We start from the raw sequence: 24,625 nt of genomic DNA, 5'->3' as shown, positions 1-24,625 counted from the left end.
CGGAACAGGTCACGACCAGGAGGGGCGCGCGGCAGATGAGCGCGGAGGATCTCGAGAAGTACGAGACCGAGATGGAGCTGCAGCTCTACCGGGAGTACCGCGACATCGTGGGTCAGTTCGCCTACGTGGTCGAGACCGAGCGGCGGTTCTACCTCGCCAACGGTGTCGACGTGCAGGTTCGTGACGCCGACGGCGAGGTCTACTTCGAGGTGCGGATGTCCGACGCCTGGGTGTGGGACATGTACCGGCCCGCCCGGTTCGTCAAGAACGTCCGGGTGATCACCTTCAAGGACGTCAACGTCGAGGAGCTCGACAAACCCGATCTCCGGCTGCCCGAGGACGGCCCCTTCAGCGGCTGATCCCGAGTTATCCACAACCCCACCGGTTGTCCACCGTTCGCCAGCACCCCTGGCCGACCCGCACCGCCACCCCGCACCGTTGTGGTGGGCCCGGCGACCGCCGCGCCCACCACCCGGACCGGGAGCGGACGTGGCACGACACCTCGAGGTGGGGGCGCGCGGCGAGGACATCGCCGCGCGGTACTTGGCGAGCAGCGGGCTGGTCGTCCTCGCCCGCAACTGGCGGTGCGAGCTCGGTGAGCTCGACGTCATCTGCGGCGACGACGGCAGGCTGGTGGTGTGCGAGGTCAAGACCCGCACCGGCACCCACTACGGCGGCCCCGCCGAGGCCGTCACCGACGACAAGGCCCGCCGCGTCCGGGCACTCGCGCGCCGCTGGCGGCTCGACAACGGCATCGGCCCGGTCGAGATCCGCTTCGACATCGTCTCGGTTCTCCTACCGCGCGACGACGAGCCGACCGTCCGGCACCTGCGCGGGGTGTTCTGATGGTGCTGTCGCGAGTGTGGTCGGTGGCCCTGTCCGGGGTGGACGGCATCCCGGTGGAGATCGAGGCCGACATCGGCGGCGGCAGGCCGCGCACCCAGATCGTCGGGCTGCCTGACGCCGCGCTGAACGAGGCCAAGGACCGCGTCCGCGCCGCCGTGCGCAACAGCGGCATGGTCTGGCCGGACCAGTTGGTCACCTTCGCCCTGTCCCCGGCAGCCCTGCCCAAGGGCGGCTCGGGCTACGACTTGGCGTTGGCGGTGTCCATGCTCGTCGCTGACGGCAGACTCCCGCCTGAGGCCTTCAGCGACACGGTCCTCGTCGGCGAGTTGGCCCTGGACGGCAGGTTGCGCCCGGTCAAGGGGGTCCTGCCGTGCCTGCTCGCCGCCCGCCGAGCCGGGTTGCGCCGGGCGATCGTGCCCACGCACGCCCTCGCCGAGGCCTCCCTCGTCAGCGGCATGGAGGTCCTGGGCGCGGGCACCCTGGCCGAGGTGGTGACGTGGGCCCAGGGCGCCGCTGACGCCCTCTGCGTGCCCGACCCTCCCCCGACCGCCCCGACGACCGACCACCCCGACCTGGTCGACGTCGTGGGGCAGCCCGAGGGCCGCTGGGCGCTGGAGGTCGCCGCCGCGGGCGGTCACCACGTCCTGCTCGCGGGCCCGCCCGGCACCGGCAAGACCATGCTCGCCCGCCGCCTGCCCGGTCTGCTCCCCGGGCTGTCGTCCGAACAGGCCCTCGAAGTCACCGCCATCCACTCCGTCGCGGGCGTCCTGACCACCGACTCACCCTTGATCACCGCACCCCCGTTCGTCGCGCCGCACCACACCGCCTCCATCGCGGCCCTGGTCGGCGGTGGCTCCGGTTTGGCGAAACCCGGCGGCATCAGCCGGGCCCACTACGGGGTGCTCTTCCTGGACGAAGCTGCCGAGTTCGCGTCAGATCGCTTGGAGGCGCTGCGCACCGCGTTGGAGGAAGGCGAGATCCGCCTCGCCCGCCGCGACGGCGTGGTCGTCTACCCGGCCCGGTTCCAACTCGTCCTGGCCACCAACCTCTGCCCGTGCGCCCCGCCCAGGGACGCCGACTGCGTCTGCCCGCCCCAAGCCCGCAGGCGCTACGCCGCCCGGCTGTCCGGCCCCCTGCTCGACCGCGTGGACCTGCGCGTCCGAACCCGCCCCATCACCGCCATGTCCCGCACCGCCGACACCGAACCGGAAACCACCACCGCCGTCCGCACCCGCGTCGCCGAGGCCCGGGCCAGAGCCACCCACCGCTGGTCCGCCCACGGCTGGCACACCAACGCCGAAGTCCCCGGCCCCGCCCTCCGCCGCGAGTTCGCCCTCCCCCGGGAGACCACCGCCCTCCTCGACCGAGCCCTCTCCGCAGGCGCCGTCTCCGCCCGAGGCGCCGACCGCTGCCTCCGCGTCGCCTGGACCCTGTCCGACCTGGCAGGTACCCCACAACCAACCCGCGACCACGTCATGGCCGCCCTCGATTTCCGTGACCGCAAGGTCGCCTGAGTGCCGTAGTCCCGTTCTTTCCCGACCCTGCTCGCCACCGCGAGTTCGCTCTCCCGCAGGAGGCCACCGCTCTCAGTCCGAGGCGTTGACCGCGCCTCCGTGTTATTTGGCCCTATCCGCCCTGGTATGTGCCCGCAGCCAGCTCACGATCACGTCATGGCGGCCCTTGATCTCCGTAACCGCAAGGTTGCCTGAGTGCGGTTAGCCCTTGTTTCCTGGCCCTGCTCGCCGCCGCGAGCTCGCTCGTTCGCTGGAGGTCATCGCTCTGAGTACGAGGCACTGACCGCTGCCTCCGCGTCGCCTGGACCCTGTCCGACCTCGCAGGTACCCCACAACCAACCCGCGATCACGTCATGGCCGCCCTCGATTTCCGTGACCGCAAGGTCGCCTGAGTGCCGTAGTCCCGTTCTTTCCCGACTCTGCTTTGCCGTCGCGAGTTTCGCTCGTCCGCAGGACACCATCGCTCGCAGTCCGAGGTGCTGACCGTTGCCTCCGTGCGACTTGGCCGCTATCCGACCTGGTAGGTGCCCGCAGCCAACTTGCGAATACGTGGTGGCGGCCCTTGATCTCCGCGACCGCGAAGTCGCCTGAGTGCGAATAGCCCGTTTGTTGATTTCCGTTGTTGTGCAGCCCTTTGAGTGAGGAGACATCGATGAGTCGTGTAGTGGTTCCCGCATGCCCTGTTCCCGGTGAGTGGCGCGTGGTGCCGACCAGAGCCGGGGGAGTGCGGGTGAAGTTCGTCGTGGCCCGGGGGCGGGCTGTGGTGCGCGGTTGCCCGCTGTGGGGGAGGAGCGGTGGATGAGGTCCGGTTGGCCCGCGCCTACTTGTCCCGGGTAGCGGAGCCGCCCGCGGGGGCGCTCGGTGTTCTGGTCGAGCACCTCGGGCCTGTCGAGTCCGCCGAACTGGTGCGGCGGGGTGAGGTGCCGCGGGCTGTCCTCGATGAGACTTCGGCTCGGGTGGGTCAGGACATCGCGGCTGAGGATTTGGCCAAGGCGGCCGATGCGGGGATTCGGCTTGTCACGCCCGAGGATGACGAGTGGCCCGCGTGGGCTTTGTTGCCGCTCGCCAATGCGCGCGATCGTGGGCTCCGGTGGGCGGCGCCACCGCTGGCGTTGTGGGTCCGTGGGCCTGCTCTGCTCGACGACGCAGTCAGGCGGTCCGCGGCTGTTGTCGGCGCTAGAGCCGCGAGTGCCTATGGCGAGCACACAGCCGCTGAGTTTGCCTACGAGCTCGCCGGTCAGTCCGTCACCATCGTCTCCGGTGCTGCTTTCGGCATCGACGGCGCCGCGCATCGGGGTGCCCTCGCCGCCCGTGGCACGACGCTCGCCATCTTGGCTTGTGGCGCGGACATCAGCTATCCGGCCGCGCACACGACGCTGCTTGATCACGTGGCCAAGGAGGGGGCGGTCATCAGCGAGTACCCGCCGGGTACTACGCCCGCGAAGTACCGCTTTCTAGTCCGCAACCGACTCATCGCTGCTTTGGCCGTTGGCACGGTCGTAGTGGAGGCCGGGCGTCGCAGTGGGGCTCGGAACACGGCTGCGTCTGCCGCGGCCTTGGGCAAGGCCGTGTTGGCCGTTCCCGGGCCGGTCAGCTCGCCGGTCTCCCAGGGCTGCCACGACCTGATCCGCTCCGGCACCGCGACCCTCGCCACTTCCGTCCCCGACATCTTGGAGGCCATCGGCGCCATCGGCGATCTGCCCGATCCGCAAGCACCACCACCCCCGCGCCCGACCGACGGCCTGTCCCCGCAAGCGCTTCAACTCCACGACGCCCTGTCCCGTGCCACCCCCACCACGCCGGAACACCTGGCCCGGGCGTCCGGGGTCCCGCTGGGCCGGGTTCGGGCCCTGCTCCCCGAACTCGAACTCACCGGGCTGGCCACCCGCGCGGAGGAGGGCTGGCTGGGCACTTGACGCCGAATCCGCGCGCGGGGCCGGGGCGGGAGTTGATGTTCGTGGCCGCTGGGGCGTGGCGATGCTTGACCACGCCTGGTTCGTACCGCAGCGTGGCGGGGTGTCGCGTGCTGATGGTGGGGCTGCCGGGGGTCGGGGTCACGGGGGGCGGACCCCCCGGGTGGACCTGGTCGCCGTTCGGGATCGGCTGCCCGGGCCGGTGCGGGCAGCCCTGGTCGAGTACGAGCGGCACCTGACCCACGAGCGCGGCCACTCCCCCCACACGGTCCGCGCCTACCTGGGGGACGCGGTGTCCCTGTTGGGGTTCTTGGCCGGGATCAGCGCGGCCGATGACCCTCAATCGGGTGAATTCAGTCCACCGTTGGGCGAAGGTGATCAGCCGGGGGGCGCCGCGGAAGCGGAGGTCAGCGGGGGTGGTCACCCGGCAGGCACAGTGGGTGCCAATGCGCAACTTGCCAGGATGGCGGGAAACGGCGACTCCGTTCCGTACGACCATGGTGACTGTGGCGACACGAATCCGGGTGCAGATCCCCCCGCCGGGGAATCCCGCGACCCCCGACCGGCGTTGGACGACGACGTGGCCGTGACCGAGGTGCCCACCCCGACCGGAGCCCGTGCCGGGGCCCCGGCGACTGCGCTAGCCGGGGGGATTGACGGGGGAATCGACATCGACGGGGTGTCCGACGGAGCGCTCGACGGGGTGGGTGTGCGGCTGCCGGGGCTGCGGGCGTGGTTGGCCGCGCAGCACAACGCCGGGGTCGGGCGCACGACCCTGGCCCGGCGGGCGGCTGGCGCGCGCGGGTTTACCGCGTGGGCGCACCGGCAGGGGTACCTGTCGGCCGACGCGGGCGCGCGGCTGGTAGCGCCCAAGCGACAGCGGGTGCTGCCCGCGGTGTTGCGGCAAGACCAGGCCGACGAGGTGATGCGGGCCTCGGCGGCGGGCGCGCGGGAGATGGACCCCGTCGCACTGCGTGATCACGCGGTGGTCGAGCTGCTCTACGCGACCGGGGTCCGGGTCTCGGAGCTGTGCGGACTCGACGTGACCGACCTCGACCTGCGGGACCGGTTGGCCAAGGTGCTCGGCAAGGGTGGCCGCGAACGGGTGGTCCCGTTCGGGGTACCGGCCGCGACCGCGGTGTCGCTGTGGCTCGACCAGGGCCGTCCGTCACTTGTCCGGGCCGATTCCCCCGGGGCACTGTTGCTGGGAACTCGCGGCGGGAGGCTCCACCCGAGCGCCGTACGGCGTATCGTGCATGGGGTGACCACCGCCGTGCCGGGGGCAACGGACCTCGCTCCGCACGGCCTTCGTCACTCAGCGGCGACACACCTGCTCGAAGGAGGTGCGGACCTTCGTAGCGTCCAGGAGTTACTCGGTCACGCTACGCTCTCAACGACGCAGCTCTACACCCACGTGACCGTCGAACGGCTGAAGGCGATCCATGACCGTACCCACCCCCGTTCCCGATGACCGCGGGAATGGCACCCGGGCATCGGCGCGGCCATCGCGGGCAGGCGGGTCCGCTGGACCGGCGGACCAGGTGAGAGGCAACGCCGCCCCTTACGGCGAGGGCCAGACCTCCGGGGTGCTGCCCGGCGACCACCGCACCGCCGATGACGTCGAGGCGGGCATCGTCGCGCTCTGGCGCCGCTTCGGCCAGGGCCGCGACCAGGCCCTGCGCGACCGGCTCGTGCTGCACTACGCCCCGCTGGTCAAGTACGTCGCGGGCCGGGTCGGCACCGGCCTGCCCGCGCACGTCGACGTCTCCGACCTGATCCAGTCCGGCATCTTCGGGCTGGTCGACGCGATCGAGAAGTTCGAGCCCGAGCGCGGCCTCAAGTTCGAGACCTACGCCATGCAGCGCATCCGCGGCGCGATCCTCGACGACCTGCGCGCCCAGGACTGGGTCCCGCGCACCGTGCGCGGCCGGGCCCGCGAGGTCGAGCGCGGCATCGAGCGGCTCGGCGCCAAGCTGCAGCGCACCCCCAACGACGCCGAGCTCGCCAGCGAGCTCGGTCTGTCCGTCGGCGAACTGCGCGACGTCTACGCCCAGCTCCAGCTGACCAGCGTCGTCGCCCTCGACGAACTGGCCGCCGCGGGCCGGGGCATCAACTCGCTGGCCGACGTGCTCGAGGACGAGGCGGCCGAGGACCCGGTCGCGCTGCTGGTCGACCAGGACAACCGCCGCCAGCTCGCCGAGGCCATCGGCCTGCTCGTCGAACGCGACCGGGTGGTGGTGACCCTCTACTACTTCGAGAACCTCACCCTCGCCGAGATCGGCCGCGTCCTCGGCGTCACCGAGTCCCGGGTCTGCCAACTGCACACCAGGGCGGTGCTGCGGCTGCGCGCCAAGCTGATGGAGACCGCCGAGGTCTGATCACCTCCTTTCGTCGAGTTCGCTGAAGGCCGCCAGCGAGTGGCGAGTGTCTATAGGGCTGTCACACGCTCGGCAGGAGCCGGACGCGCGGGCGGTGCAAGGCGATGAGCGGATCCAGGTACTCCTTGCCCCGGCGCAAGCCCCAGTGCAGGCACGCGGGCGCTTCCGCACAGCCCGGGTGGCCTGCGGTCAAGAGACCGATCTGGTCGCCCCGGTGCACGGCAGCGCCAACGGTGACCACTGGCGTCACCGGCTCGTAGGTGGTCCGCAGGTCGCCCGCGTGCCGCACTGACACCACCCCGCGGTCCACCACGACGCCCGCGAACGCCACCACGCCGTCGGCCGCGGCGTGCACCGGCTCGCCGACGGCGCCGGGTAAGTCGACCCCGCGGTGACCCGGTCCGTACGGGTGCGCGGGCGCCAGGAACGGTCGGGCGACCGGTCGCGCGGGGAGCAGCGGCGACGCGTACGCCGAGGTCCACCGCCGCGGTGGGTCGGGCACGGCGAACAGGGGCACGGGCGGCACAACCGCCGCGGCCGCGGCGCTGGTCCACAGCAGCAGGGAGCTCACCAGCAGGGCGGCGAGTTTTCGCAGGTCAAGTCGCATGCGACCACGATGGCGGGGGTGGTCGGGGCGGCGCCAGGGGTGGTCGGGATCTGTGGACAACCGGTGGGGTTGTGGATGAGTCGGAATCCGATTCCGGATCTCCAGCACACCCGGCGTACACTTTGCCCCGCGTCCTGTGGTCTTCACCGGACGACTTCGCGTGCCAGTGCGCGTCCACGGTCCCACGGACCGCGGTCACCGACGCCCGGCGGTCTCGATGGTGCTCACACCACCGGGTCCGGGCGTCCGCACGGCACCAGGGCGGCGGTCCCACCGGGTCCGCCGCGAACCGCATCGCGCGCCCGGCCCAACCAGCCGCGCGCGCCCGAACGAAGAGGTGCGTAACCGGCCATGGCCGTCGTCACCATGAAGCAGTTGTTGGATTCCGGCGTGCACTTCGGGCACCAGACCCGCCGCTGGAACCCGAAGATGAAGCGGTACATCCTCACCGACCGCAACGGCATCTACATCATCGACCTGCGCCAGACGCTGACCTACATCGACCGCGCGTTCGAGTTCGTCAAGGAGACCGTCGCGCACGGTGGCTCGATCCTGTTCGTCGGCACGAAGAAGCAGGCGCAGGAGGCCATCGCCAGCGAGGCCAAGCGGGTCGGGATGCCGTTCGTCAACCAGCGCTGGCTGGGCGGCATGCTCACCAACTTCTCCACCGTCCACAAGCGCCTGCAGCGCCTCAAGGAGCTCGAGGCGATGGAGCAGACGGGCGGTTTCCAGGGTCTCACCAAGAAGGAGATCCTGATGCTCACCCGTGAGAAGGACAAGCTCGACCGCACCCTCGGCGGTATCCGCGACATGGCGAAGGTCCCCTCCGCCATCTGGATCGTGGACACCAAGAAGGAGCACATCGCCGTCGGTGAGGCGCGCAAGCTGCACATCCCGATCGTGGCGATCCTCGACACCAACTGCGACCCCGACGAGGTCGACTACCCGATCCCGGGCAACGACGACGCGATCCGCTCCGCCGCGCTGCTGACCAAGGTCGTCGCCGAGGCGGTCGCCGCTGGTCTGATCGCCCGCTCCGGCGCGCGCAACGGCTCGGACAAGCCCGAGGCGGCCGCCGAGCCGCTGGCCGAGTGGGAGCAGGAGCTGCTCGCGGGCGCCGAGCCCGTCGCCGCCGAGGCCGAGCAGCCCGCGGCCCCGGCCGCCGACGCGACCGACGCCCCGGCCGAGTCCTGATCAGCACACCCCGGCGGGCCGGTGGCCCGCCGGGGTACCACCCCCACGCGCGTACCCGAAGAAGGACGGAAAACGCACGATGTCGAACTTCACCGCGGCCGACGTCAAGAGGCTCCGGGACCTGACCGGCGCCGGGATGATGGACTGCAAGAAGGCGCTCACCGAGACCGAGGGCGACTTCGACAAGGCAGTCGAGATCCTGCGCATCAAGGGCGCCAAGGACGTCGGCAAGCGCGCTGAGCGCGCCACCGCACAGGGCCTGGTCGCCGCCGACGGCGGTGTGCTGGTCGAGCTGAACTGCGAGACCGACTTCGTCGCCAAGAACGAGGAGTTCCAGGAGCTGGCGAACAAGATCGTCGCCGCCGCGAAGTCCTCCGGCGCCGCCGACCTCGACGCCCTCAAGGCCGCCCCGCTCGAGGGCACCACCGTGGACGACGCGGTGCAGGCCCTCTCGGCCAAGATCGGCGAGAAGCTGGAGCTGCGCCGGGTGGTCAACTTCACCGGCACGGTCAGCACCTACCTGCACAAGCGCGCCTCCGACCTGCCCCCGGCGGTCGGTGTGCTGGTCGAGTTCACCGGTGCCGGTGACGACGTGGCCAAGCAGACCGCGCAGCAGATCGCGGCCATGAAGCCGCGCTACGTGACCCGCGACGAGGTCCCCGGTGACATCGTCGACGGTGAGCGGCGCATCGCCGAGGAGACCGCCCGCGAGGAGGGCAAGCCGGAAGCGGCGCTGCCCAAGATCGTCGAGGGTCGGGTCAACGGCTTCTACAAGGACGTCGTGCTGCTCGAGCAGTCCTCGGTGTTCGACTCGAAGAAGTCGGTCAAGGCGCTGCTCGACGACGCGGGCGTCACCGTCACCCGCTTCGCCCGGTTCGAGGTCGGCCAGTCCTGACCCGCCCGCGGCACCTGGAGTGATTAGGGTTGTGCCCCGCCCCCGGATCCCCGAGGGCGGGGCATAGTCACGAGGAGGGGTCTACGTGACTCAGAACGGCAGTTTCCGCCGCGTGCTGCTCAAGCTCGGCGGCGAGATGTTCGGCGGCGGCCGCATCGGCGTCGACCCCGACGTGGTGCTCACCGTGGCCAGGCAGGTCGCCGACGTGGTCCGCGGCGGTGTGCAGACCTCGATCGTGATCGGCGGCGGCAACTTCTTCCGCGGCGCGGAGCTGAGCCAGCGCGGCATGGACCGCGACCGGGCCGACTACATGGCGATGCTCGGCACGGTGATGAACTGCCTCGCGCTGCAGGACTTCCTGGAGAAGGAAGGCATCGACACGCGGGTGCAGACCGCCATCACCATGGGCCAGGTCGCCGAGCCCTACATCCCGCGCCGCGCCGAGCGGCACCTGGAGAAGGGCCGCGTGGTCATCTTCGGCTGCGGGGTGGGCATGCCCTACTTCTCCACCGACACCGCGGCCGCCCAGCGCGCGCTGGAGATCGGCTGCGACGTGGTGCTGATGGCCAAGGCGGTCGACGGGGTCTACGACGCCGACCCGAAGACCACGCCGGACGCGAAGATGTTCACCGACATCACCCACCGCGAGGTGCTCGAGCGGGACCTGAAGGTGGCCGACGCGACCGCGTTCAGCCTCTGCATGGACAACAACATGCCGATCATCGTGTTCAACCTCCTGACGGAGGGGAACATCGCCCGCGCGGTGCGTGGTGAGAGGATCGGCACGCTGGTCAGTACGCCAACCGCGTGACCCCTGGCGAGCCGGTTCGCCGGGAGATGGACAAGGAGCACCCTTGATCGACGAGACACTCCTCGACGCCGAGGAAAAGATGGAAAAAGCGGTGTCGGTGGCCAAGGACGACCTCGGTGCGGTCCGCACCGGCCGCGCGACGCCCTCGATGTTCTCCCGGATCACCGCCGAGTACTACGGCGCGTACACCCCGCTCAACCAGCTCGCCAGCGTCGCCATCCCGGAGGCCCGGATGGCGATCATCAAGCCCTACGACGTCAGCGCGCTCAACACCATCGAGAAGGCGATCCGCGACTCGGACCTGGGGGTCAACCCCAGCAACGACGGCACGGTGATCCGGGTGGTCATCCCGCAGCTGTCCGAGGAGCGGCGCCGGGAGATGGTCAAGGTCGCCAAGACCAAGGGCGAGGACGCCAAGATCTCGATCCGCAGCGTCCGGCGCAAGGCCAAGGAGGAGCTCGACCGGCTGGTCAAGGACGGCGAGTCCGGTGAGGACGACGTCGCCCGCGCCGAGAAGGAGCTGCAGAACCTGACCGACAAGTACGTCCACCAGGTCGAAGAGCTGGTCAAGCACAAGGAAACCGAGCTGCTGGAGGTCTGACCTCCGCGCACGGACGAGGGATCGCGATGGTGGCCGGACCCGTTGGGGAGCTGGAGCATGATTCGGTCGGGGACCCACCGGTGAGCGCCGCGGACACCGGCGGCCCGACCGCCGCGCGGACCCCCCGCGCGGGTCGCAACCTGCCCGCGGCCATCGGGGTCGGGGTCGGGTTGGGCGCGGTCATCCTGACCTCGCTGCTGACCGTGCGGCACACCTTCGTCGGTGTGGTGGCGCTCGCGGTCGCCGTGGCCACCTGGGAGTTGGCCGGGGCGCTGCGCCGGGGTGCCGGTGTCGAGGTCGCGCTGTGGCCGGTGCTGCTCGGTGGGCAGGCCATGGTGTGGCTGTCGTGGCCGTTCGGCCGCGACGGGGTGCTCGCCGCGTTCGTGGTCACCATCCTCGCCTGCCTGCTGTGGCGGTTGCGCGGTGGCGTGGCCGGGTACCTGCGGGACGCCTCGGCGTCGGTGTTCACCGCCGCCTACGTGCCGCTGTTCGCCTCGTTCGCCGCGATGCTCGTGCTCCCCGCGGACGGCACGTACCGGGTGCTGTGCTTCCTGATCCTGGTGGTCAGCTCCGACACCGGCGGCTACATCGCCGGTGTGCTGTTCGGCAAGCACCCGATGGCACCGACGATCAGCCCGAAGAAGTCCTGGGAGGGCTTCACCGGGTCGCTGGTCGCCGGTGTCGTCGCGGGGGCGCTCACCGTCACCCTGATGCTCGACGGCCAGTGGTGGCAGGGCGTGGTGTTCGGCGCCGCCCTAGTCGCCACCGCCACGCTGGGCGACCTGGTCGAGTCGGTGATCAAGCGGGACCTGGGCATCAAGGACATGGGCACGCTGCTGCCCGGCCACGGCGGCCTCATGGACCGGATGGACTCGTTGCTGCCGTCCGCCGTCGTGTCCTGGCTGCTGCTGCGGCTGTTCATCCCGAGCTAGGCCCGCCACGTCCTCCGCGGCTCTCTATAGGCGAGCGTGCCAAGCCGGGGACGATGCTGGGTGGGGAAGTGGGGGTGGGTGGTGGGAGGAATGGGCTCAGTCGTCGTACGGGTCGTCGACTTCGGCGCCGATCTCCTCTTCGGGGACCACGCTGATCGCCAGTGAGCGGTCGAGGACGGTGAACTCGGCGCCGGTGACGTCGGCGAGCACGGCCGCCCGCCCGTACGGGGAGTCGAAGGGCGGCACCGTGACCCGGCCGCCGAGCCGGACCGCGAGGGCCGCCGTGGCGTCCGCGCCGATCTCGGGGTCGACCTCGAAGAACACCATCCAGTACGGGGCCTGGTCGGCCGGGAACTCCGGGCCCATCCGGAGCCTGCCGAGCAGTTCGTCGCCGTTGAGCCGCCAACTGGTGTAGTCGAAGTTGTCGCCGTCGCCGATCTGGGTCTGCTCGAAGCCGAACAGGTGGTGGAAGAACCCGTCGGCGGCGGCGCCGTCCCAGGTGTTGAGTTCGGCCCAGGTGAACGCGCCGGGGAAACCGGTACCCAGGTCCCAGCCGCGGTCTTGGCGCCAGAAGCCGATGGGTCCGCCGCTGGGGTCGGTGGCGATGAGAAGTCCGCCTTGACCCGGGATCTCCCGCGGTGCGGTGAGGATCTGCCCGCCCAGCTGCAAGACCCGCTCGGTGGTGTTGCCGGTGTCGTGGACTGTCAGGTACAGCGTCCACTGGCTGGGTTGCCCGCCTTGCGGCGTATAGAGGCCCGCGACCGCGATGTCCTCTACGTAGGCCATCGCGTACCCGTCGTCACCGACGCGCACCGTCCAGCCGAACAACCCGCGGTAGAACTCGCTGCTGGCGGTGGGATCCGGTGTGGCCACCTCGACCCAGCAGGGTCTGCCCGGGGTGCCTTCCGGCACTTCTTCAACGGCGCTGATCGCGTCGGTTGGGATCATGGCGACCTCCTTGCGCGTCAAGTGGACACTAACCCGGTCGGGTGGTTGCGTCAGCCACCGCCGGGTGGTGATCTTCTCCGCGTTTGACCAGGCGACCCGGTGGGCACGACTTGTGCTTTTCTTGTCGTATGGGTCTGGCTGGCAGGGGATTGGTCGCGCGGGCGCGCGAGCGGCTGGCCACCTCGTTGCGGGCCGCCGAGGTGGTGCCCAGCCCCAACATCTGGCACTGGCCGGGGGTCTACGAGGCGGAGAACCGCGCCCAGGACGCCGACGGCGCGGTGTGGGCCCTGCTCGACGGCCTCGCCGACTGGACCGGCGACGTCCTCGACGTGGGCTGCGGGGACGGCTTCCACCTGCCGCGCTTCGCCGAGCGGGCGGCGACCGTGCTCGGCGTCGAGCCGCACCCACCGCTGGTCGAGCGCGCGAAGGCGCGGATCGGCGGGGTGCCCCGGGTCGCCGTGGCGCTCGGTTCGGCCCAGGACATCCCGGTCGCCGACGCGAGCGCGGACGTGGTGCACGCGCGCACGGCGTACTTCTTCGGCCCCGGCTGCGAACCCGGGTTGCGCGAGGCGGACCGGGTGCTGCGCCCCGGCGGCGCCCTCGTGGTGGTCGACCTCGACGCCGCCGCGCCGCCCTACGGCCGGTGGATGCGCGCCGACCTGCCCGACTACGACACCGGTGAGGTCGACCGCTTCTTCGAGATCTCCGGGTTCGACCGCCACCGGGTCGCGACCACGTGGCGCTTCCCGGACCGGGAGACGCTGGAAGCCGTGCTGCGCATCGAGTTCTCCGCGCCGGTGGCGGCACGGGCGATCGCGGACACGCCCGGTCTGGAGTTCAGCGTGGGCTACCGCGTCCTGGTCCGCCGCAAGCCCCGTGGCCTGATCGTCGGCTGACTGGGAAAAGATCAGGGCCCGGATCTTTGCCGCCACGATTGTCCCCGTTGCGTGGTTCACGGCATCTTCAACCTGCACACCACGGTCGCCCTGCCCGTGGTGGGGCCGACTGGTTGGAGATCTGATGCGTCGGTTGTTCCTGCTCTTATCCCTCTTAGGCTTAGCGCTGAGCGGCACGGTTGTCGCGCAAGCAGCCCAGGGCCCGGTGATCGTCGCGACCAAGCCGATCCCGGGCTCTTACATTGTCGTGCTCAATCCCTCGACAGCCCAACCGGATCGCACCGCTGCGACGCTGTCCCGTCGCTATGGCGGTACGCCGCAGTCCTACTACCGCAGCACCCTCTATGGCTTCTCGACTCGCGGGCTCACAGCGAGCCAAGCGACGCGGCTCGCCGCGGACCCGTTGGTGCGCACGGTCTACCAAGACGGCACCGCTCGCGCCGCCCAAGCCGCTGTCCCGTGGGGGCTCGACCGGCTCGACCAACGCCAGTTGCCGTTGGACAACCGCCCCTTCGCCTCACGCGGGGGCGCCGGGGCCACCGCTTACCTGATCGACTCCGGGATCACGTCGAACCAGGCCGAGTTCGGCACCCGGGCCCGCGTCGGCGCCGACTTCCTCGGCGGTACCGGCGTCGACTGCCACGGCCACGGCACCCACGTGGCGGGCGTCGTCGGCGGCAAGACCCACGGCGCGGCCAAGGAAACCGCCTTGGTCGCACTGCGGGTGCTCGGCTGTGACGGGCTCGGCCGCGATTCGCACGTCCTCGACGCCGTCGAGTGGGTCACCCGCAACGGCACCCGCCCGGCCGTGGTGACCATGAGCGTGACCATGGACCAGGCCGGGGCGGGTGACGAGGCGGTTCGGCGCTCCATCGACGCCGAGTTCACCTATGTGGTCGCCGCGGGCAACGACAGCGCGGATTCCTGCGGGTTCAGCCCTGGGCGGGTGAGCGAGGCGATCACCGTGGCGGCCACCGACCGCACGGACACGCGGCCCGCCTGGTCGAACTACGGCCGGTGCGTGGACTTCTTCGCCCCGGGCAGCGATATCCCCTCTCTGGGCCGCTTGGGCCAAGAGGTGCGGATGTCCGGCACGTCCGTCGCCGCCGCGCATGTGGCGGGGATCGTCGCGGGCTACATCGCGCGCAATCCGTTCGCGATGCCTGCCGACGTGCGTGTCGCGCTAAGCAGGGCCATGGTCACCGGCGCGGTTCTCTCGCCCGGCGACGGTAGCCCTAACCAGCTGGCCAACGTGGCCTACCCGCTGGATCCGGAGGTCCCCACGTGCCGCGGTGGCGCCAACACCACCGATGTCGTGATCCCCGACAACGGCACGACTGCCACCTCGGTGATCGGGGTGGGCGGTTGCCCGCCCACCGGTGCCCCCGGCCGCGTCCGGGTCTACCTCGACCACGCGGACGTCAACGACCTGCGGATCGACCTGGTCGACCCGCTGGGCCGGGTGTACGAGCTGGAGCAGGTCGGCGGTACGGACCCGGTGGGCCCCCTCCGCAAGATCTACGCCATTTCCCCGCCCGGGGGCGACCGCAACGGCGCGTGGACGTTGCGGGTGAGCGACCAGGTCCGCACCGGCACCGGTCGGCTCGACCAGTGGGTGCTGTCCTTCGGCTGACCGCGCGCTAGTCGTTGTCCTCCTCGGCGGGGGTGTCCTCGCCGAGGAGGGCGTACAGCTCGCGCCGGGCGTTGTTGAGGATGTCGGCCGCGCGGGACTTCTGCTCCGAGGTGGCTGCCTGGGACACCGTCATCGCGGCGGCGGCCAGCTGGCCGAGCGCCTCGCGCAGGCCGATCTCGGTGCGGTCGACGCCCGCGGCGACCTGCTCCCACGGCGGGGTGTCGAGCTTGGCCGCGGCGGCGGTGCCGTCCTCGGTGAGCTGGAACAGCCGCTTGCCGCCGTCGCCGTCGATCGCGGCGACCAAGCCCTCGTCGGCCAGCAACTGCAGCGTGGGGTAGACCGAGCCGGGGCTCGGCTTCCAGAACCCGCCGCTGCGCTCGGCGATCTCCTGGATCATCTCGTAGCCGTGCATCGGCCGTTCGGTGAGCAGTGCGAGCAGCGCGGCGCGCACGTCGCCCCGCCTGCCCCTGCCGCGCCCGTGGCCCCTGCTGTGGCCGCGCCGACCGAACCCGAACGGCGGGCCGGGCGGGAACGGGGGAATCGGCGGGAAGGGCGGGGTCATCTCATCCTCCGGTCCGAAGTCCACGGCGAACTCGGGTCGGCCGCGGTGGTGGTGCCTGCGCCAAGGTCCGCGCTGGTGCTCGCGCCGGTGGTGTTCGTGGCGCTGGTGTTCGTGGCGCTGGTGTTCGTGGCGCTGGTGGTCGTGATCGTGTGAGACACGCATTCTTCTCTCCCCTGGGTGGTGGGCCGCGAGCCGGTCGCTCGCGATAGCTCAACGATATATCGGAACATGTCGCGATGCAACGCCCAGTTGCTGTGCGATGATCGAGGCGTGCGGTTCCTGCTGGTCGGCTGCCTGATCGCCCTGTCCTCGTGCGCCGTGCCGGTCGTCGGGGCGCCGGTCGCTGTCGACACCCCCGTCGTCGCCGCGGACAGCCCGGAAGCCAGGTGGGTGAACCGGTTCTGCGGGATGGGGAAACTGCTGGTCACGGCGGGGGAGACGGCGCAGGAGCCGATCACCGCCGCGGACCCGGCCGTGCTCAAGCGCCAGTTCCTCGACGTCACCGGGCGGCTGGTCGGCGTGCTCGACGCGGCCCTGGCCGACCTGCGGGCGTTGCGCCCGGCACCCGCGCCCGAGGTCGACCCGCTGATCCGCGACCTCATCGAGTCGTTCACCGAGGCCCGCGGCGCGATCGCCACCGCCCGCGACGAGGTGCGCGCCGCCACCCCGCTGACCACCGAGGTCCTCACGTCGGCCGTCCAGCGCTTCGGCGGTGCGGTGAGCGCGCTCGACCGCGCCGCCCGGTTGATCAAGGCGGCAGACCTGCCGCCCAGCCTCGCCAACGCCACCGACGCCGCGCCCAACTGCCGTTAGCGGACGTGGGACAATGGAGTCGCCATGACCTCACTCCCGCTCGTCTTCGACGCCCCCCGGCGCGGTCTCCCGCCCCGGCACCTCGCCGACCTCACCACCGAGCAGCGCCGCGAAGCGGTCACCTCGTTGGGGGAGAAGGCGTTCCGGGCGAACCAGCTCTCCACGCACTACTTCGGCAGGCTCACCGCCGACCGCGCGGCCATGACCGACATCCCGGCGGCCGCCCGTGACCGGCTCGCCGACGAACTGCTGCCGCCGCTGCTCACCGAACTGCGCACTGTGACGTGCGACGACGGCAATACGCGCAAGGCGCTGTTGAAGGCGCACGACGGGACGCTGATCGAGAGCGTCCTCATGCGCTACCCGGACCGGGCCACCCTGTGCATCTCCAGCCAGGCGGGCTGCGGCATGGCCTGCCCCTTCTGCGCGACCGGCCAGGGCGGGCTGCAGCGCAACCTGTCCACCGCCGAGATCGTCGAACAGGTCCGCCTCGGCGCCGCGGCGATGCGCGACGGCGAACTGCCGGGCGGCGCGGGCAGGCTGTCGAACATCGTCTTCATGGGCATGGGTGAACCGCTCGCCAATTTCTCCCGGGTCTTGTCGGCGATTCACCGAATCTGCGACCCGGCTCCGGACGGCTTCGGCATCTCCCAGCGCTCGGTGACGGTGTCCACGGTGGGGCTGGTGCCCGCCATCCGGAAGCTGACCGAAGAGGGCATGCAGGTCCGCCTCGCGGTGTCACTGCACACCCCGGACGACGAGCTGCGCGACACGCTGGTGCCGGTGAACAACCGCTGGAAGATCGCCGAGGTCCTGGAGGCGGCCCGCGCCTACGCCGACAAGACCGGTCGGCGGGTGTCGATCGAGTACGCCTTGATCCGTGACATCAACGACCACCCGTGGCGTGCGGACATGCTGGGCAAGCTGTTGCGCAAGCACTTGGGCCAGTTCGCGCACGTGAACGTGATCCCGTTGAACCCGACCCCGGGCTCGAAGTGGGACGCGTCCCCGAAGCCGGTGGAGCGCGAGTTCGTGCGCCGGGTGAAGGAACAGGGCGTGGAGTGCACGGTCCGCGACACCCGCGGCCAGGAGATCGCCGCTGCTTGCGGCCAACTCGCCGCCGAGGGCTGAGGCGTTGTCGAACCGGTAATACCCGGTTATACTCAACCCATGAAGACGGCGATCTCAGTGCCGAACGAGACGTTCACCCAGGTGGAGCGCGGTGCGAAATGCCTCGGTGTCACTCGTTCCGAATTCTACGTCCGGGCTGCGCAGCACTACCTGAGGCACCTTGAACAGGAGTCCCTGACCGGCGAGATCAACGACGCGCTCGACATCATCGGCGAGGATGACTCCGCTGCTGTCGCCGTCGCCTCGGGTCGGGGCGTCCTCGCCGCCGCGGATGACGAGTGGTGATCGAGAGAGGGGCGATCCACTGGGCGGACCTCGGCGAGCCAGACGGTTCTCGTCCGGCCAAGCGGCGCCCCGTGCTGGTCGTGCAGGCGGACCCGTACAACGCGAGCAGGTTGGCGACGGTGCTCGCGGCGGTCGTCACGTCGAACACCCGGTTGGCCGCCGCGCCCGGCAACGTCTTCCTGCCCGCGTCGGCGACCGGACTGGCCCGGGACTCGGTCGTCAACGTCACCGCGCTGGTCACCTTGAACAAGACCGACCTGGTTGAGCACGTGGGGGACGTGCCCCTGGTCCTGATGCGGGATGTGGACGCCGGGCTTCGCCGCGTGCTCGCCCTGTGAAGCGGGGACGCGACCGGGGTCGCGTCCCCGAGGGCGCTAGTCGACCTCGTTCAGCTTCCCCGTGGCGACGTCGAAGATGAAGCCGCGGACGGAGTCGGTGAGCGGGATGAAGGGGCTGGCCTTGATCCGGGCGATGGACTGGCGGACGTCGGTCTCCAGGTCGTCGAAGGCTTCCGAGGACCAGGCCGGGCGGACGCCGGTCTCGTCGCGGATGCCGTCGCGGAAGTCCTTGTCGGAGAAGGTGAGCATGCCGCAGTCGGTGTGGTGGATGAGGATGATCTCCCGGGTGCCCAGCAGGCGCTGGCTGATGGCCAGGGAGCGGATCTCGTCCTCGGTGACGACGCCGCCCGCGTTGCGGATGACGTGCGCCTCGCCCTCGTTGAGGCCGAGCACGCCGTAGACGTTGATCCTGGCGTCCATGCACGCCACCACGGCGACGTGCTTGGCCGGCGGCAGCGGGAGCGGGCCCTCGAAGGTCTCGACGTAGCGGGCGTTGTTGGCGAGCAGGTCGTCCGTGATGGACATGTGGTCTCCGGGGGTGCTGTGTCGGGTGTGGACCACCCCGGCGCGACCCGTCAACAGCCGGAGTCGGTCGGGATGGGCTGGGACGGCACGGCCACGCGGGTCAGCTGAGCACCCGCGCGGCCCCCGGACACGCTTCGTCGTACAGCCGCGGCCGCCGCGACGGCCAGAACGGCTCCAGGTGGGAGGGGCGCATGACCCACAGCCAACTGCGCACATGTGCATAGCGGCAACAGATGACCACCAAGTGGGCGGCGGCGTAACCACCAATCCGCTCGCTCGTTTGCCCCGAACGCTACCGGCGCCAGGACGTCCGGTTCTTGTGGATCTTCCACGCGACCCCGGCCAGCGTGGTGAGGCCGATGCCGATCAGCCACAGGTCCTCGGTGCGGCCGTGGTGGTTGCCCACCAGCATCACGAACATCGCCAGCCCGGTGAACACCCCGGCGATGAGCGTCCCCTTGGGGAACGACCCGTGCCAGCCCCACTCCGCCGACGGCTCCTCCGCGGGGGTCACGGTGCCCGCCGCGGTGGTCTTCCGCTTCTCCAGCTCCGTGTTCGCCACTGTGTTCCTCCTGGCCGGTGTACCGCTGACGCCCGGAATCCTGCCACACCCCGGACACGCCGAGGGCGCCGTGGTGACCCACGGCGCCCTCGGCGTGTGACAGGTGTCGCTCGGCTACACCCTGGCCCGGCCACGACCGGTGACCGCCCGGTAGATGGCGAGCAGGATCACCGCGCCCAGAATCGACAGCAGCCAGGTTCGCAGGTCGAAGAAATTACCGAGACCGCCGCCGAAGATCGCGTTTCCGATGAAACCGCCGAGAATGGCGCCGACGATGCCGATCAGGATGGTGACGATGATGCCACCGGGGTCCTTACCAGGCATGATGGCCTTGGCGATGAGACCGGCGACCAAACCGAGGACGATCCAGCCGAGAATGCCCATCGAAGCTCCTTCCACATGATCGCCGGCATTTCCCGACGATCTTTCCGCGCTGCCGGTGAAGTGCCCGGTCCGCGCGAAGTTCACCCCTTCGGAGCGGAACTTTTTTCGGATTGCGCCGTTTGGCCCAACCCGGCGGGTGCCACGATCGGAGGACATCAGCCCGTGCTGGTTGCCGAGCGTGTCCAGACATCGGGAACAATGGCGGTGATGACTGCATCCTTCGCGTCGGGCGGTCCCCGGCGTTCACTGCTCGTGCTCGGGTCGACCGGCTCGATCGGCACCCAGGCGCTCGACCTCGTCGCGGCCAACCCCGACCGGTTCACCGTGGCCGGGCTCGCCGCGGGCGGGTCGGACCCGGCGCTGCTGGCCGAGCAGGCCCTGCGCCACCGGGTGCGCGCGGTGGCCGTGACCAGGGCGACCGCCGCGCCCGACGTCCAGCTGGCGCTCTACGCGGCCGCGCAGAAAGCGGGCTACGACCAGGGCGCCTTCGCCATGCCCAAGCTCTTCGCGGGCCCGGACGCGGTCACCGACCTGATCGAGGCGGTGCCCACCGACATCGTGCTCAACGGCATCACCGGCTCGCAGGGGCTCGCGCCGACCCTCAAGGCGCTGGCCTCGGGCGCCACCCTCGCCCTGGCCAACAAGGAGTCGCTGATCGCCGGTGGTGACCTGGTGCTGGCCGCGGCCAAACCCGGCCAGATCGTCCCGGTCGACTCCGAGCACTCCGCGATGGCCCAAGCGCTGCGCGGCGGCAGCGCGGGCGAGGTCGACCGGCTGGTGCTGACCGCCTCCGGTGGCCCCTTCCGCGGCCGGACCCGCGCCGAGCTCGTCGACGTCACCGCCGAGCAGGCGCTGGTCCACCCCACCTGGGCGATGGGCCCGGTCATCACCATCAACTCGGCGACCCTGGTCAACAAGGCGCTTGAGCTGATCGAGGCGCACCTGCTGTTCGGCGTGCCCTACGACCGCATCGACGTCGTAGTGCACCCGCAGTCGATCGTGCACTCGATGGTCACCTTCACCGATGGCTCCACCTTGGCCCAGGCGAGCCCGCCGGACATGAAGCTGCCCATCGCGCTCGCCCTCGCCTGGCCGGACCGGGTACCCGGGGCCGCGCGGGCCTGCGACTGGTCCAAGGCCACCCAGTGGACCTTCGAGCCGCTCGACGACGAGACCTTCCCCGCCGTGCGCCTGGCCAGGGCCGCGGGGGAGACCGGCGGCTGCCTGCCCGCGGTCTTCAACGCCGCGAACGAGGAGGCCGTCGCCGCTTTCCTACGGGGCGACACCACCTTCACAGTCATCGTGGACACTGTGAGTCGGGTACTCGACGACGCCGCCGCCTGGCATGGCGCGCCGCGCGAGGTCGAGGAGGTGCTCGCCGCTGAGCACTGGGCCCGCGCCCGCGCGCGAGAGCTCCTCGCGGTGACTGCTGCCCCGCGCGCCGCCGCGGGGTCGGGAAGGGACTGACGTGTTCGTTTGGCTGCTGGGGCTCGTGTTGTTCGCGCTGGGGATCTGCGCGTCGGTCGCGCTGCACGAGGCCGGGCACATGCTGACCGCCAAGGCGTTCGGCATGCGGGTCCGCCGCTACTTCATCGGCTTCGGCCCCACCCTGTTCTCCTTCCGCCGGGGTGAGACCGAGTACGGCCTCAAGGCGATCCCGGCGGGCGGTTTCTGCGAGATCGCGGGCATGACCGCGCTCGACCAGGTGACCCCGGAGGAGTCCCCCCGGGCGATGTGGCGCTTCGCCACCTGGAAGCGCGTCGTGGTGCTGGCCGCCGGGTCGATCACGCACTTCATCCTCGGCTTCATCATCCTGTACCTGATGGCCGTCACCATGGGCCTGCCGAACACCACCGACCGGCCGCTGATCGGCAGCACCAGCTGCGCCGCGCCGACCCAGGACCCGAAGACCCTCAAGATCACCGAGTGCACCCCGGCCGACCCCTCGCCCGCGGTCGCCGCGGGCATGCTGCCCGGCGACGAGATCATCAGCGTCAACGGGCGCGCGGTCGACTCCTTCACCCAGCTGGTCGGCACGATCCGCGACCTGCGCGGGCAGAGCACCTTCGTCGTCGAGCGCGACGGCGAGCGGCGCACGCTGACCGTCGACGTCGCCACCGTCAAGCGCGCCGCGGTCACCGCGAAGCCGGGCACCGACAACCAGGTCAACGACGTCGGCGCCATCGGCGTCGGCAAGGGCTCCTACTTCCAGTACGGCGCGGCCTCCGGGTTCTCCGGCACGGTGGTGTTCACCGGCGAGATGTTCGCCGCCACCTGGGAGGGCCTGATGCGCTTCCCGGAGAAGATCCCGGCGGTCATCCGCGCCATCGGCGGCGAGGACGACCCGGAGCGCCCGGTCAGCGTGGTGGGCGCCAGCATCATCGGTGCCGACGCCGCCGAGAAGGGCGTCTGGGAGATCTTCGTGCTGATGCTGGCGATGCTGAACTTCTTCGTCGGCGTGTTCAACCTGCTGCCGCTGCTGCCCCTCGACGGCGGCCACATCGCCATCACCCTCTACGAGCGGGTGCGCGACCTGCTGCGCAAGGCGCGCGGCAAGGCCCCCGCCGGTCCGGTCGACTACAACCGGCTGGCTGGCGTGACCATGGTGCTCGTCATCATCGGCGGCGCGATCGTGCTGCTCACGGTGACCGCCGACATCGTCAACCCGATCCGACTGCAATGACCGTGTTCAACCCAGTCTGCTCAACCCAGCCTTTGTTCAACCCAGAGAGGCCCCCATGCCCGACGTGATGCTCGGCATGCCAGCCACCCCCCCGCCGGTGCTCGCCGAGCGCCGCAAGACCCGCCAGCTGCAGGTGGGGTCGGTCGGGGTGGGCAGCGACCACCCGATCTCGGTGCAATCGATGACCACCACCGTCACCGCCGACGTCAACGCGACGCTGCAGCAGATCGCCGAGCTGACCGCGTCCGGCTGCGACATCGTGCGGGTGGCCTGCCCGTCGCAGGACGACGCCGACGCGCTGGCCGCGATCGCCGCCAAGTCGCAGATCCCGGTGATCGCCGACATCCACTTCCAGCCCAAGTACGTCTTCGCCGCGATCGAGGCGGGCTGCGCGGCGGTGCGGGTCAACCCGGGCAACATCCGCAAGTTCGACGACCAGGTCAAGGAGATCGCGCACGCCGCGCGCGACCACGGCACCCCGATCCGGATCGGGGTCAACGCGGGCTCGCTGGACCCCCGGCTGCTGGCCAAGTACGGCAAGGCGACCCCGGAGGCGCTGGCCGAGTCGGCGCTGTGGGAGGCGTCGCTGTTCGCCGAGCACGACTTCCACGACATCAAGATCTCGGTCAAGCACAACGACCCGGTCGTGATGGTGCGCGCCTACGAGCTGCTCGCCGAGCAGTGCGACTACCCGCTGCACCTGGGCGTCACCGAGGCGGGGCCCGCCTTCCAGGGGACCATCAAGTCGGCGGTGGCCTTCGGCGCGCTGCTGCGCCAGGGCATCGGCGACACGATCCGGGTGTCGCTCTCGGCGCCGCCGGTCGAGGAGGTCAAGGTCGGCTCGCAGATCCTGCAGTCGCTCAACCTGCGGCCGCGCAAGCTCGAGATCGTCTCCTGCCCGTCGTGCGGGCGCGCGCAGGTGGACGTCTACAAGCTCGCCGACCAGGTCACCGCGGGTCTGGAGGGCATGTCGGTGCCGCTGCGGGTCGCGGTCATGGGCTGCGTGGTGAACGGACCGGGTGAGGCTCGCGAGGCCGACCTGGGGGTGGCCTCCGGCAACGGCAAGGGCCAGATCTTCGTCAAGGGCCAGGTGATCAAGACCGTGCCCGAGGCGCAGATCGTGGAGACCCTGATCGAGGAGGCCATGCGGTTGGCCGAGGAGATGGGCGAGCCGGTGGACGGCGAGACCGGTGTCCCGACGGTGGTCGCCATCGGCTGAGCGGGGCGCGCACCGGTTGGGCTGGCCGGGTTGTGGCCGGGTCGGTCCGTTTTCCCGGTGGGCACCTTTCTGGCACGCTGGTGGACGTGTTGCGGCTAGCGGGAGCGCGACTGCTCGACGAGCGGGATGGCCAGGCGGTGCGCGCTGTGCTCACCGCCGACCCGGTCGCGTCCTGCATGGTCGCCGCGCGGATCGAGACGGCCGGGTTGGACCCGTGGCGGCTGGGCGGTGAGCTGTGGGGCTGCGACATCCGCGGCCTGCGCCCGGCGGGCAGGCTCGAGGCGCTGTGCTTCGCCGGGCCGAACCTGATCCCGTTGCGCGGCAAGCGCTCGGCCCTGCGCGCCTTCGCCGACCGGGCGCTGCGGCGCAGGCGGATGTGCTCGTCGATGGTGGGTCCGGCCGAGCAGGTGATGGGCCTGTGGGCCGAGCTGGAGGCCGAGTGGGGCCCGGCGCGCGAGGTGCGGGCCGACCAGCCGCTGATGTCGATCTCCAGTGCCCCGCTGGTGCCGCCGGACCCGCTGGTGCGGCCGGTGCGCCCGGACGAGCTGGACCGCTACCTGCCCGCCGCGGTGCGCATGTTCATCGAGGAGGTCGGCATCGACCCGCGCCTGGGTGACGGTGGCGCGGGCTACCGCTCCAGGGTGGCCGAGTTGATCGCCGCGGGCCGCGCGTTCGCCCGCTTCGAGGGTGGCGACGTGGTGTTCAAGGCCGAGATCGGCGCGATGTCCAGCAAGGTCGGGCAGATCCAGGGCGTGTGGGTGCACCCGGACCGGCGCGGCCACGGCCTGGGCGCCTCGGGCACGGCGGCGGTGGCGCAGCGGCTGGTCAGCGGCATGGGCCGGACCGCGAGCCTCTACGTCAACGGCTACAACGCGCCCGCCCGCGCGGTCTACGACCGGATCGGGTTCGCGCAGGTCGGGCAGTACGCCACCGTGCTGTTCTGAGCACCGGGCCT

Annotated in this window: 27 protein-coding genes and 1 pseudogene; 22 read left to right on the top strand and 6 right to left on the bottom strand. The window is 70.8% G+C overall.

Annotated features, from left to right (window positions below):
- Nucleotides 1–35 precede the first annotated feature (35 nt).
- The 7 genes and pseudogenes from LV75_RS31410 (at nucleotide 36) to LV75_RS31375 (ending at nucleotide 6,651) form a co-directional block, all read left to right on the top strand.
- Complete coding sequence (locus LV75_RS31410; protein ID WP_018682033.1) at nucleotides 36–359, top strand: DUF2469 domain-containing protein; 324 nt, start codon at nucleotides 36–38, stop codon at nucleotides 357–359.
- A gap of 130 nt (nucleotides 360–489) precedes the next feature.
- Nucleotides 490–846, top strand: a complete 357-nt coding sequence (locus tag LV75_RS31405) for a YraN family protein (RefSeq protein ID WP_253890985.1) — start codon at nucleotides 490–492, stop codon at nucleotides 844–846.
- Nucleotides 846–2,360 (top strand): YifB family Mg chelatase-like AAA ATPase, encoded by a 1,515-nt coding sequence (locus tag LV75_RS31400; RefSeq protein WP_253890984.1) that lies wholly within the window; start codon nucleotides 846–848, stop codon nucleotides 2,358–2,360. Before LV75_RS31405 ends, LV75_RS31400 begins: the two co-directional genes overlap by 1 nt.
- Nucleotides 2,361–2,632: 272 nt before the next feature.
- Nucleotides 2,633–2,752: pseudogene (locus LV75_RS31395) on the top strand (magnesium chelatase subunit ChlI family protein); the annotation flags it as partial.
- 402 nt (nucleotides 2,753–3,154) lie between these two features.
- Nucleotides 3,155–4,276 carry a DNA-processing protein DprA gene (gene dprA / locus LV75_RS31390; protein ID WP_253890983.1) on the top strand — a complete coding sequence of 374 codons (1,122 nt, stop codon included), beginning with the start codon at nucleotides 3,155–3,157 and terminating at the stop codon, nucleotides 4,274–4,276.
- Nucleotides 4,277–4,853: 577 nt separating this feature from the next.
- Nucleotides 4,854–5,744 carry a tyrosine recombinase XerC gene (locus tag LV75_RS31380; protein ID WP_308211079.1) on the top strand — a complete coding sequence of 297 codons (891 nt, stop codon included), beginning with the start codon at nucleotides 4,854–4,856 and terminating at the stop codon, nucleotides 5,742–5,744.
- 70 nt (nucleotides 5,745–5,814) lie between these two features.
- Nucleotides 5,815–6,651: a FliA/WhiG family RNA polymerase sigma factor gene (locus LV75_RS31375; protein WP_253890982.1), complete on the top strand. Its 837-nt coding sequence runs from the start codon at nucleotides 5,815–5,817 to the stop codon at nucleotides 6,649–6,651.
- Nucleotides 6,652–6,712: 61 nt separating this feature from the next.
- On the opposite strand, the gene LV75_RS31370 is transcribed toward LV75_RS31375, so the two are convergent.
- Nucleotides 6,713–7,258 (bottom strand): M23 family metallopeptidase, encoded by a 546-nt coding sequence (locus LV75_RS31370; protein ID WP_253890981.1) that lies wholly within the window; start codon nucleotides 7,256–7,258, stop codon nucleotides 6,713–6,715.
- A gap of 351 nt (nucleotides 7,259–7,609) precedes the next feature.
- Here LV75_RS31370 and rpsB point away from each other — a divergent pair, with 351 nt between their 5' ends.
- The 5 genes from rpsB (at nucleotide 7,610) to LV75_RS31345 (ending at nucleotide 11,691) form a co-directional block, all read left to right on the top strand.
- Nucleotides 7,610–8,452, top strand: coding sequence for a 30S ribosomal protein S2 (gene rpsB, locus LV75_RS31365; RefSeq protein ID WP_253890980.1), 843 nt, complete (start codon nucleotides 7,610–7,612; stop codon nucleotides 8,450–8,452).
- Nucleotides 8,453–8,531: 79 nt separating this feature from the next.
- A complete protein-coding gene (tsf, locus tag LV75_RS31360; protein WP_253890979.1) occupies nucleotides 8,532–9,347 on the top strand; it encodes a translation elongation factor Ts in 816 nt (271 codons plus the stop codon).
- Nucleotides 9,348–9,432: 85 nt separating this feature from the next.
- Complete coding sequence (gene pyrH / locus LV75_RS31355; RefSeq protein ID WP_092776524.1) at nucleotides 9,433–10,158, top strand: UMP kinase; 726 nt, start codon at nucleotides 9,433–9,435, stop codon at nucleotides 10,156–10,158.
- A 43-nt stretch (nucleotides 10,159–10,201) separates the two neighbouring features.
- The gene (frr, locus tag LV75_RS31350; protein ID WP_253890978.1) at nucleotides 10,202–10,759 is read left to right on the top strand and encodes a ribosome recycling factor; all 558 of its coding nucleotides are present in this window, start codon (nucleotides 10,202–10,204) and stop codon (nucleotides 10,757–10,759) included.
- A gap of 26 nt (nucleotides 10,760–10,785) precedes the next feature.
- Nucleotides 10,786–11,691 (top strand): phosphatidate cytidylyltransferase, encoded by a 906-nt coding sequence (locus LV75_RS31345; protein ID WP_301320130.1) that lies wholly within the window; start codon nucleotides 10,786–10,788, stop codon nucleotides 11,689–11,691.
- A gap of 96 nt (nucleotides 11,692–11,787) precedes the next feature.
- On the opposite strand, the gene LV75_RS31340 is transcribed toward LV75_RS31345, so the two are convergent.
- Nucleotides 11,788–12,639, bottom strand: coding sequence for a VOC family protein (locus LV75_RS31340; RefSeq protein ID WP_253890976.1), 852 nt, complete (start codon nucleotides 12,637–12,639; stop codon nucleotides 11,788–11,790).
- A gap of 128 nt (nucleotides 12,640–12,767) precedes the next feature.
- Here LV75_RS31340 and LV75_RS31335 point away from each other — a divergent pair, with 128 nt between their 5' ends.
- Together LV75_RS31335 and LV75_RS31330 are read left to right on the top strand one after the other, a co-directional pair.
- A complete protein-coding gene (locus LV75_RS31335) occupies nucleotides 12,768–13,535 on the top strand; it encodes a class I SAM-dependent methyltransferase (RefSeq protein WP_253890975.1) in 768 nt (255 codons plus the stop codon).
- A 124-nt stretch (nucleotides 13,536–13,659) separates the two neighbouring features.
- A complete protein-coding gene (locus tag LV75_RS31330) occupies nucleotides 13,660–15,168 on the top strand; it encodes a S8 family serine peptidase (protein ID WP_301320129.1) in 1,509 nt (502 codons plus the stop codon).
- Between the two features lie 7 nt (nucleotides 15,169–15,175).
- Here the strand turns inward: LV75_RS31330 and LV75_RS31315 are convergent, their stop codons facing one another.
- Nucleotides 15,176–15,730: a PadR family transcriptional regulator gene (locus LV75_RS31315; protein WP_253890974.1), complete on the bottom strand. Its 555-nt coding sequence runs from the start codon at nucleotides 15,728–15,730 to the stop codon at nucleotides 15,176–15,178.
- A gap of 270 nt (nucleotides 15,731–16,000) precedes the next feature.
- Between LV75_RS31315 and LV75_RS31310 the strand changes: the two genes are divergently transcribed.
- The 4 genes from LV75_RS31310 to LV75_RS31295 are packed head-to-tail and all read left to right on the top strand — an operon-like array spanning nucleotide 16,001 to nucleotide 18,297.
- Entirely contained in the window at nucleotides 16,001–16,543 is a 543-nt protein-coding gene (locus tag LV75_RS31310) for a hypothetical protein (RefSeq protein WP_253890973.1), read from the top strand.
- A 24-nt stretch (nucleotides 16,544–16,567) separates the two neighbouring features.
- Nucleotides 16,568–17,674: a dual-specificity RNA methyltransferase RlmN gene (gene rlmN, locus LV75_RS31305; RefSeq protein WP_253890972.1), complete on the top strand. Its 1,107-nt coding sequence runs from the start codon at nucleotides 16,568–16,570 to the stop codon at nucleotides 17,672–17,674.
- Nucleotides 17,675–17,713: 39 nt separating this feature from the next.
- On the top strand, nucleotides 17,714–17,959 hold the full coding sequence (locus LV75_RS31300) for a CopG family transcriptional regulator (RefSeq protein ID WP_253890971.1): 246 nt from the start codon (nucleotides 17,714–17,716) through the stop codon (nucleotides 17,957–17,959).
- Nucleotides 17,953–18,297, top strand: a complete 345-nt coding sequence (locus LV75_RS31295) for a type II toxin-antitoxin system PemK/MazF family toxin (RefSeq protein WP_253890970.1) — start codon at nucleotides 17,953–17,955, stop codon at nucleotides 18,295–18,297. The genes LV75_RS31300 and LV75_RS31295 overlap by 7 nt, the downstream gene beginning before the upstream one ends.
- 36 nt (nucleotides 18,298–18,333) lie before the next feature.
- On the opposite strand, the gene LV75_RS31290 is transcribed toward LV75_RS31295, so the two are convergent.
- The 3 genes from LV75_RS31290 to LV75_RS31280 form a co-directional block, all read right to left on the bottom strand.
- The gene (locus tag LV75_RS31290; RefSeq protein WP_253890969.1) at nucleotides 18,334–18,822 is read right to left on the bottom strand and encodes a beta-class carbonic anhydrase; all 489 of its coding nucleotides are present in this window, start codon (nucleotides 18,820–18,822) and stop codon (nucleotides 18,334–18,336) included.
- A 292-nt stretch (nucleotides 18,823–19,114) separates the two neighbouring features.
- A complete protein-coding gene (locus tag LV75_RS31285; protein WP_253890968.1) occupies nucleotides 19,115–19,384 on the bottom strand; it encodes a DUF2631 domain-containing protein in 270 nt (89 codons plus the stop codon).
- A gap of 114 nt (nucleotides 19,385–19,498) precedes the next feature.
- A complete protein-coding gene (locus LV75_RS31280; RefSeq protein ID WP_253890967.1) occupies nucleotides 19,499–19,768 on the bottom strand; it encodes a GlsB/YeaQ/YmgE family stress response membrane protein in 270 nt (89 codons plus the stop codon).
- 198 nt (nucleotides 19,769–19,966) lie between these two features.
- Between LV75_RS31280 and dxr the strand changes: the two genes are divergently transcribed.
- The 4 genes from dxr (at nucleotide 19,967) to LV75_RS31260 (ending at nucleotide 24,614) form a co-directional block, all read left to right on the top strand.
- Entirely contained in the window at nucleotides 19,967–21,235 is a 1,269-nt protein-coding gene (dxr, locus tag LV75_RS31275; protein WP_253890966.1) for a 1-deoxy-D-xylulose-5-phosphate reductoisomerase, read from the top strand.
- A gap of 1 nt (nucleotide 21,236) precedes the next feature.
- Nucleotides 21,237–22,451 carry a M50 family metallopeptidase gene (locus LV75_RS31270; RefSeq protein ID WP_253890965.1) on the top strand — a complete coding sequence of 405 codons (1,215 nt, stop codon included), beginning with the start codon at nucleotides 21,237–21,239 and terminating at the stop codon, nucleotides 22,449–22,451.
- 55 nt (nucleotides 22,452–22,506) lie between these two features.
- Nucleotides 22,507–23,670: a flavodoxin-dependent (E)-4-hydroxy-3-methylbut-2-enyl-diphosphate synthase gene (gene ispG / locus LV75_RS31265; RefSeq protein WP_253890964.1), complete on the top strand. Its 1,164-nt coding sequence runs from the start codon at nucleotides 22,507–22,509 to the stop codon at nucleotides 23,668–23,670.
- An 86-nt stretch (nucleotides 23,671–23,756) separates the two neighbouring features.
- Complete coding sequence (locus tag LV75_RS31260; RefSeq protein ID WP_253890963.1) at nucleotides 23,757–24,614, top strand: GNAT family N-acetyltransferase; 858 nt, start codon at nucleotides 23,757–23,759, stop codon at nucleotides 24,612–24,614.
- Nucleotides 24,615–24,625: the final 11 nt, after the last annotated feature.

The organism is Actinokineospora diospyrosa, assembly GCF_024171925.1.
GTDB lineage: Bacteria > Actinomycetota > Actinomycetes > Mycobacteriales > Pseudonocardiaceae > Actinokineospora > Actinokineospora diospyrosa.
The sequence above is the reverse complement of the archived record's forward strand: the minus strand, read 5'-3'. Positions and strand labels throughout refer to the sequence as shown.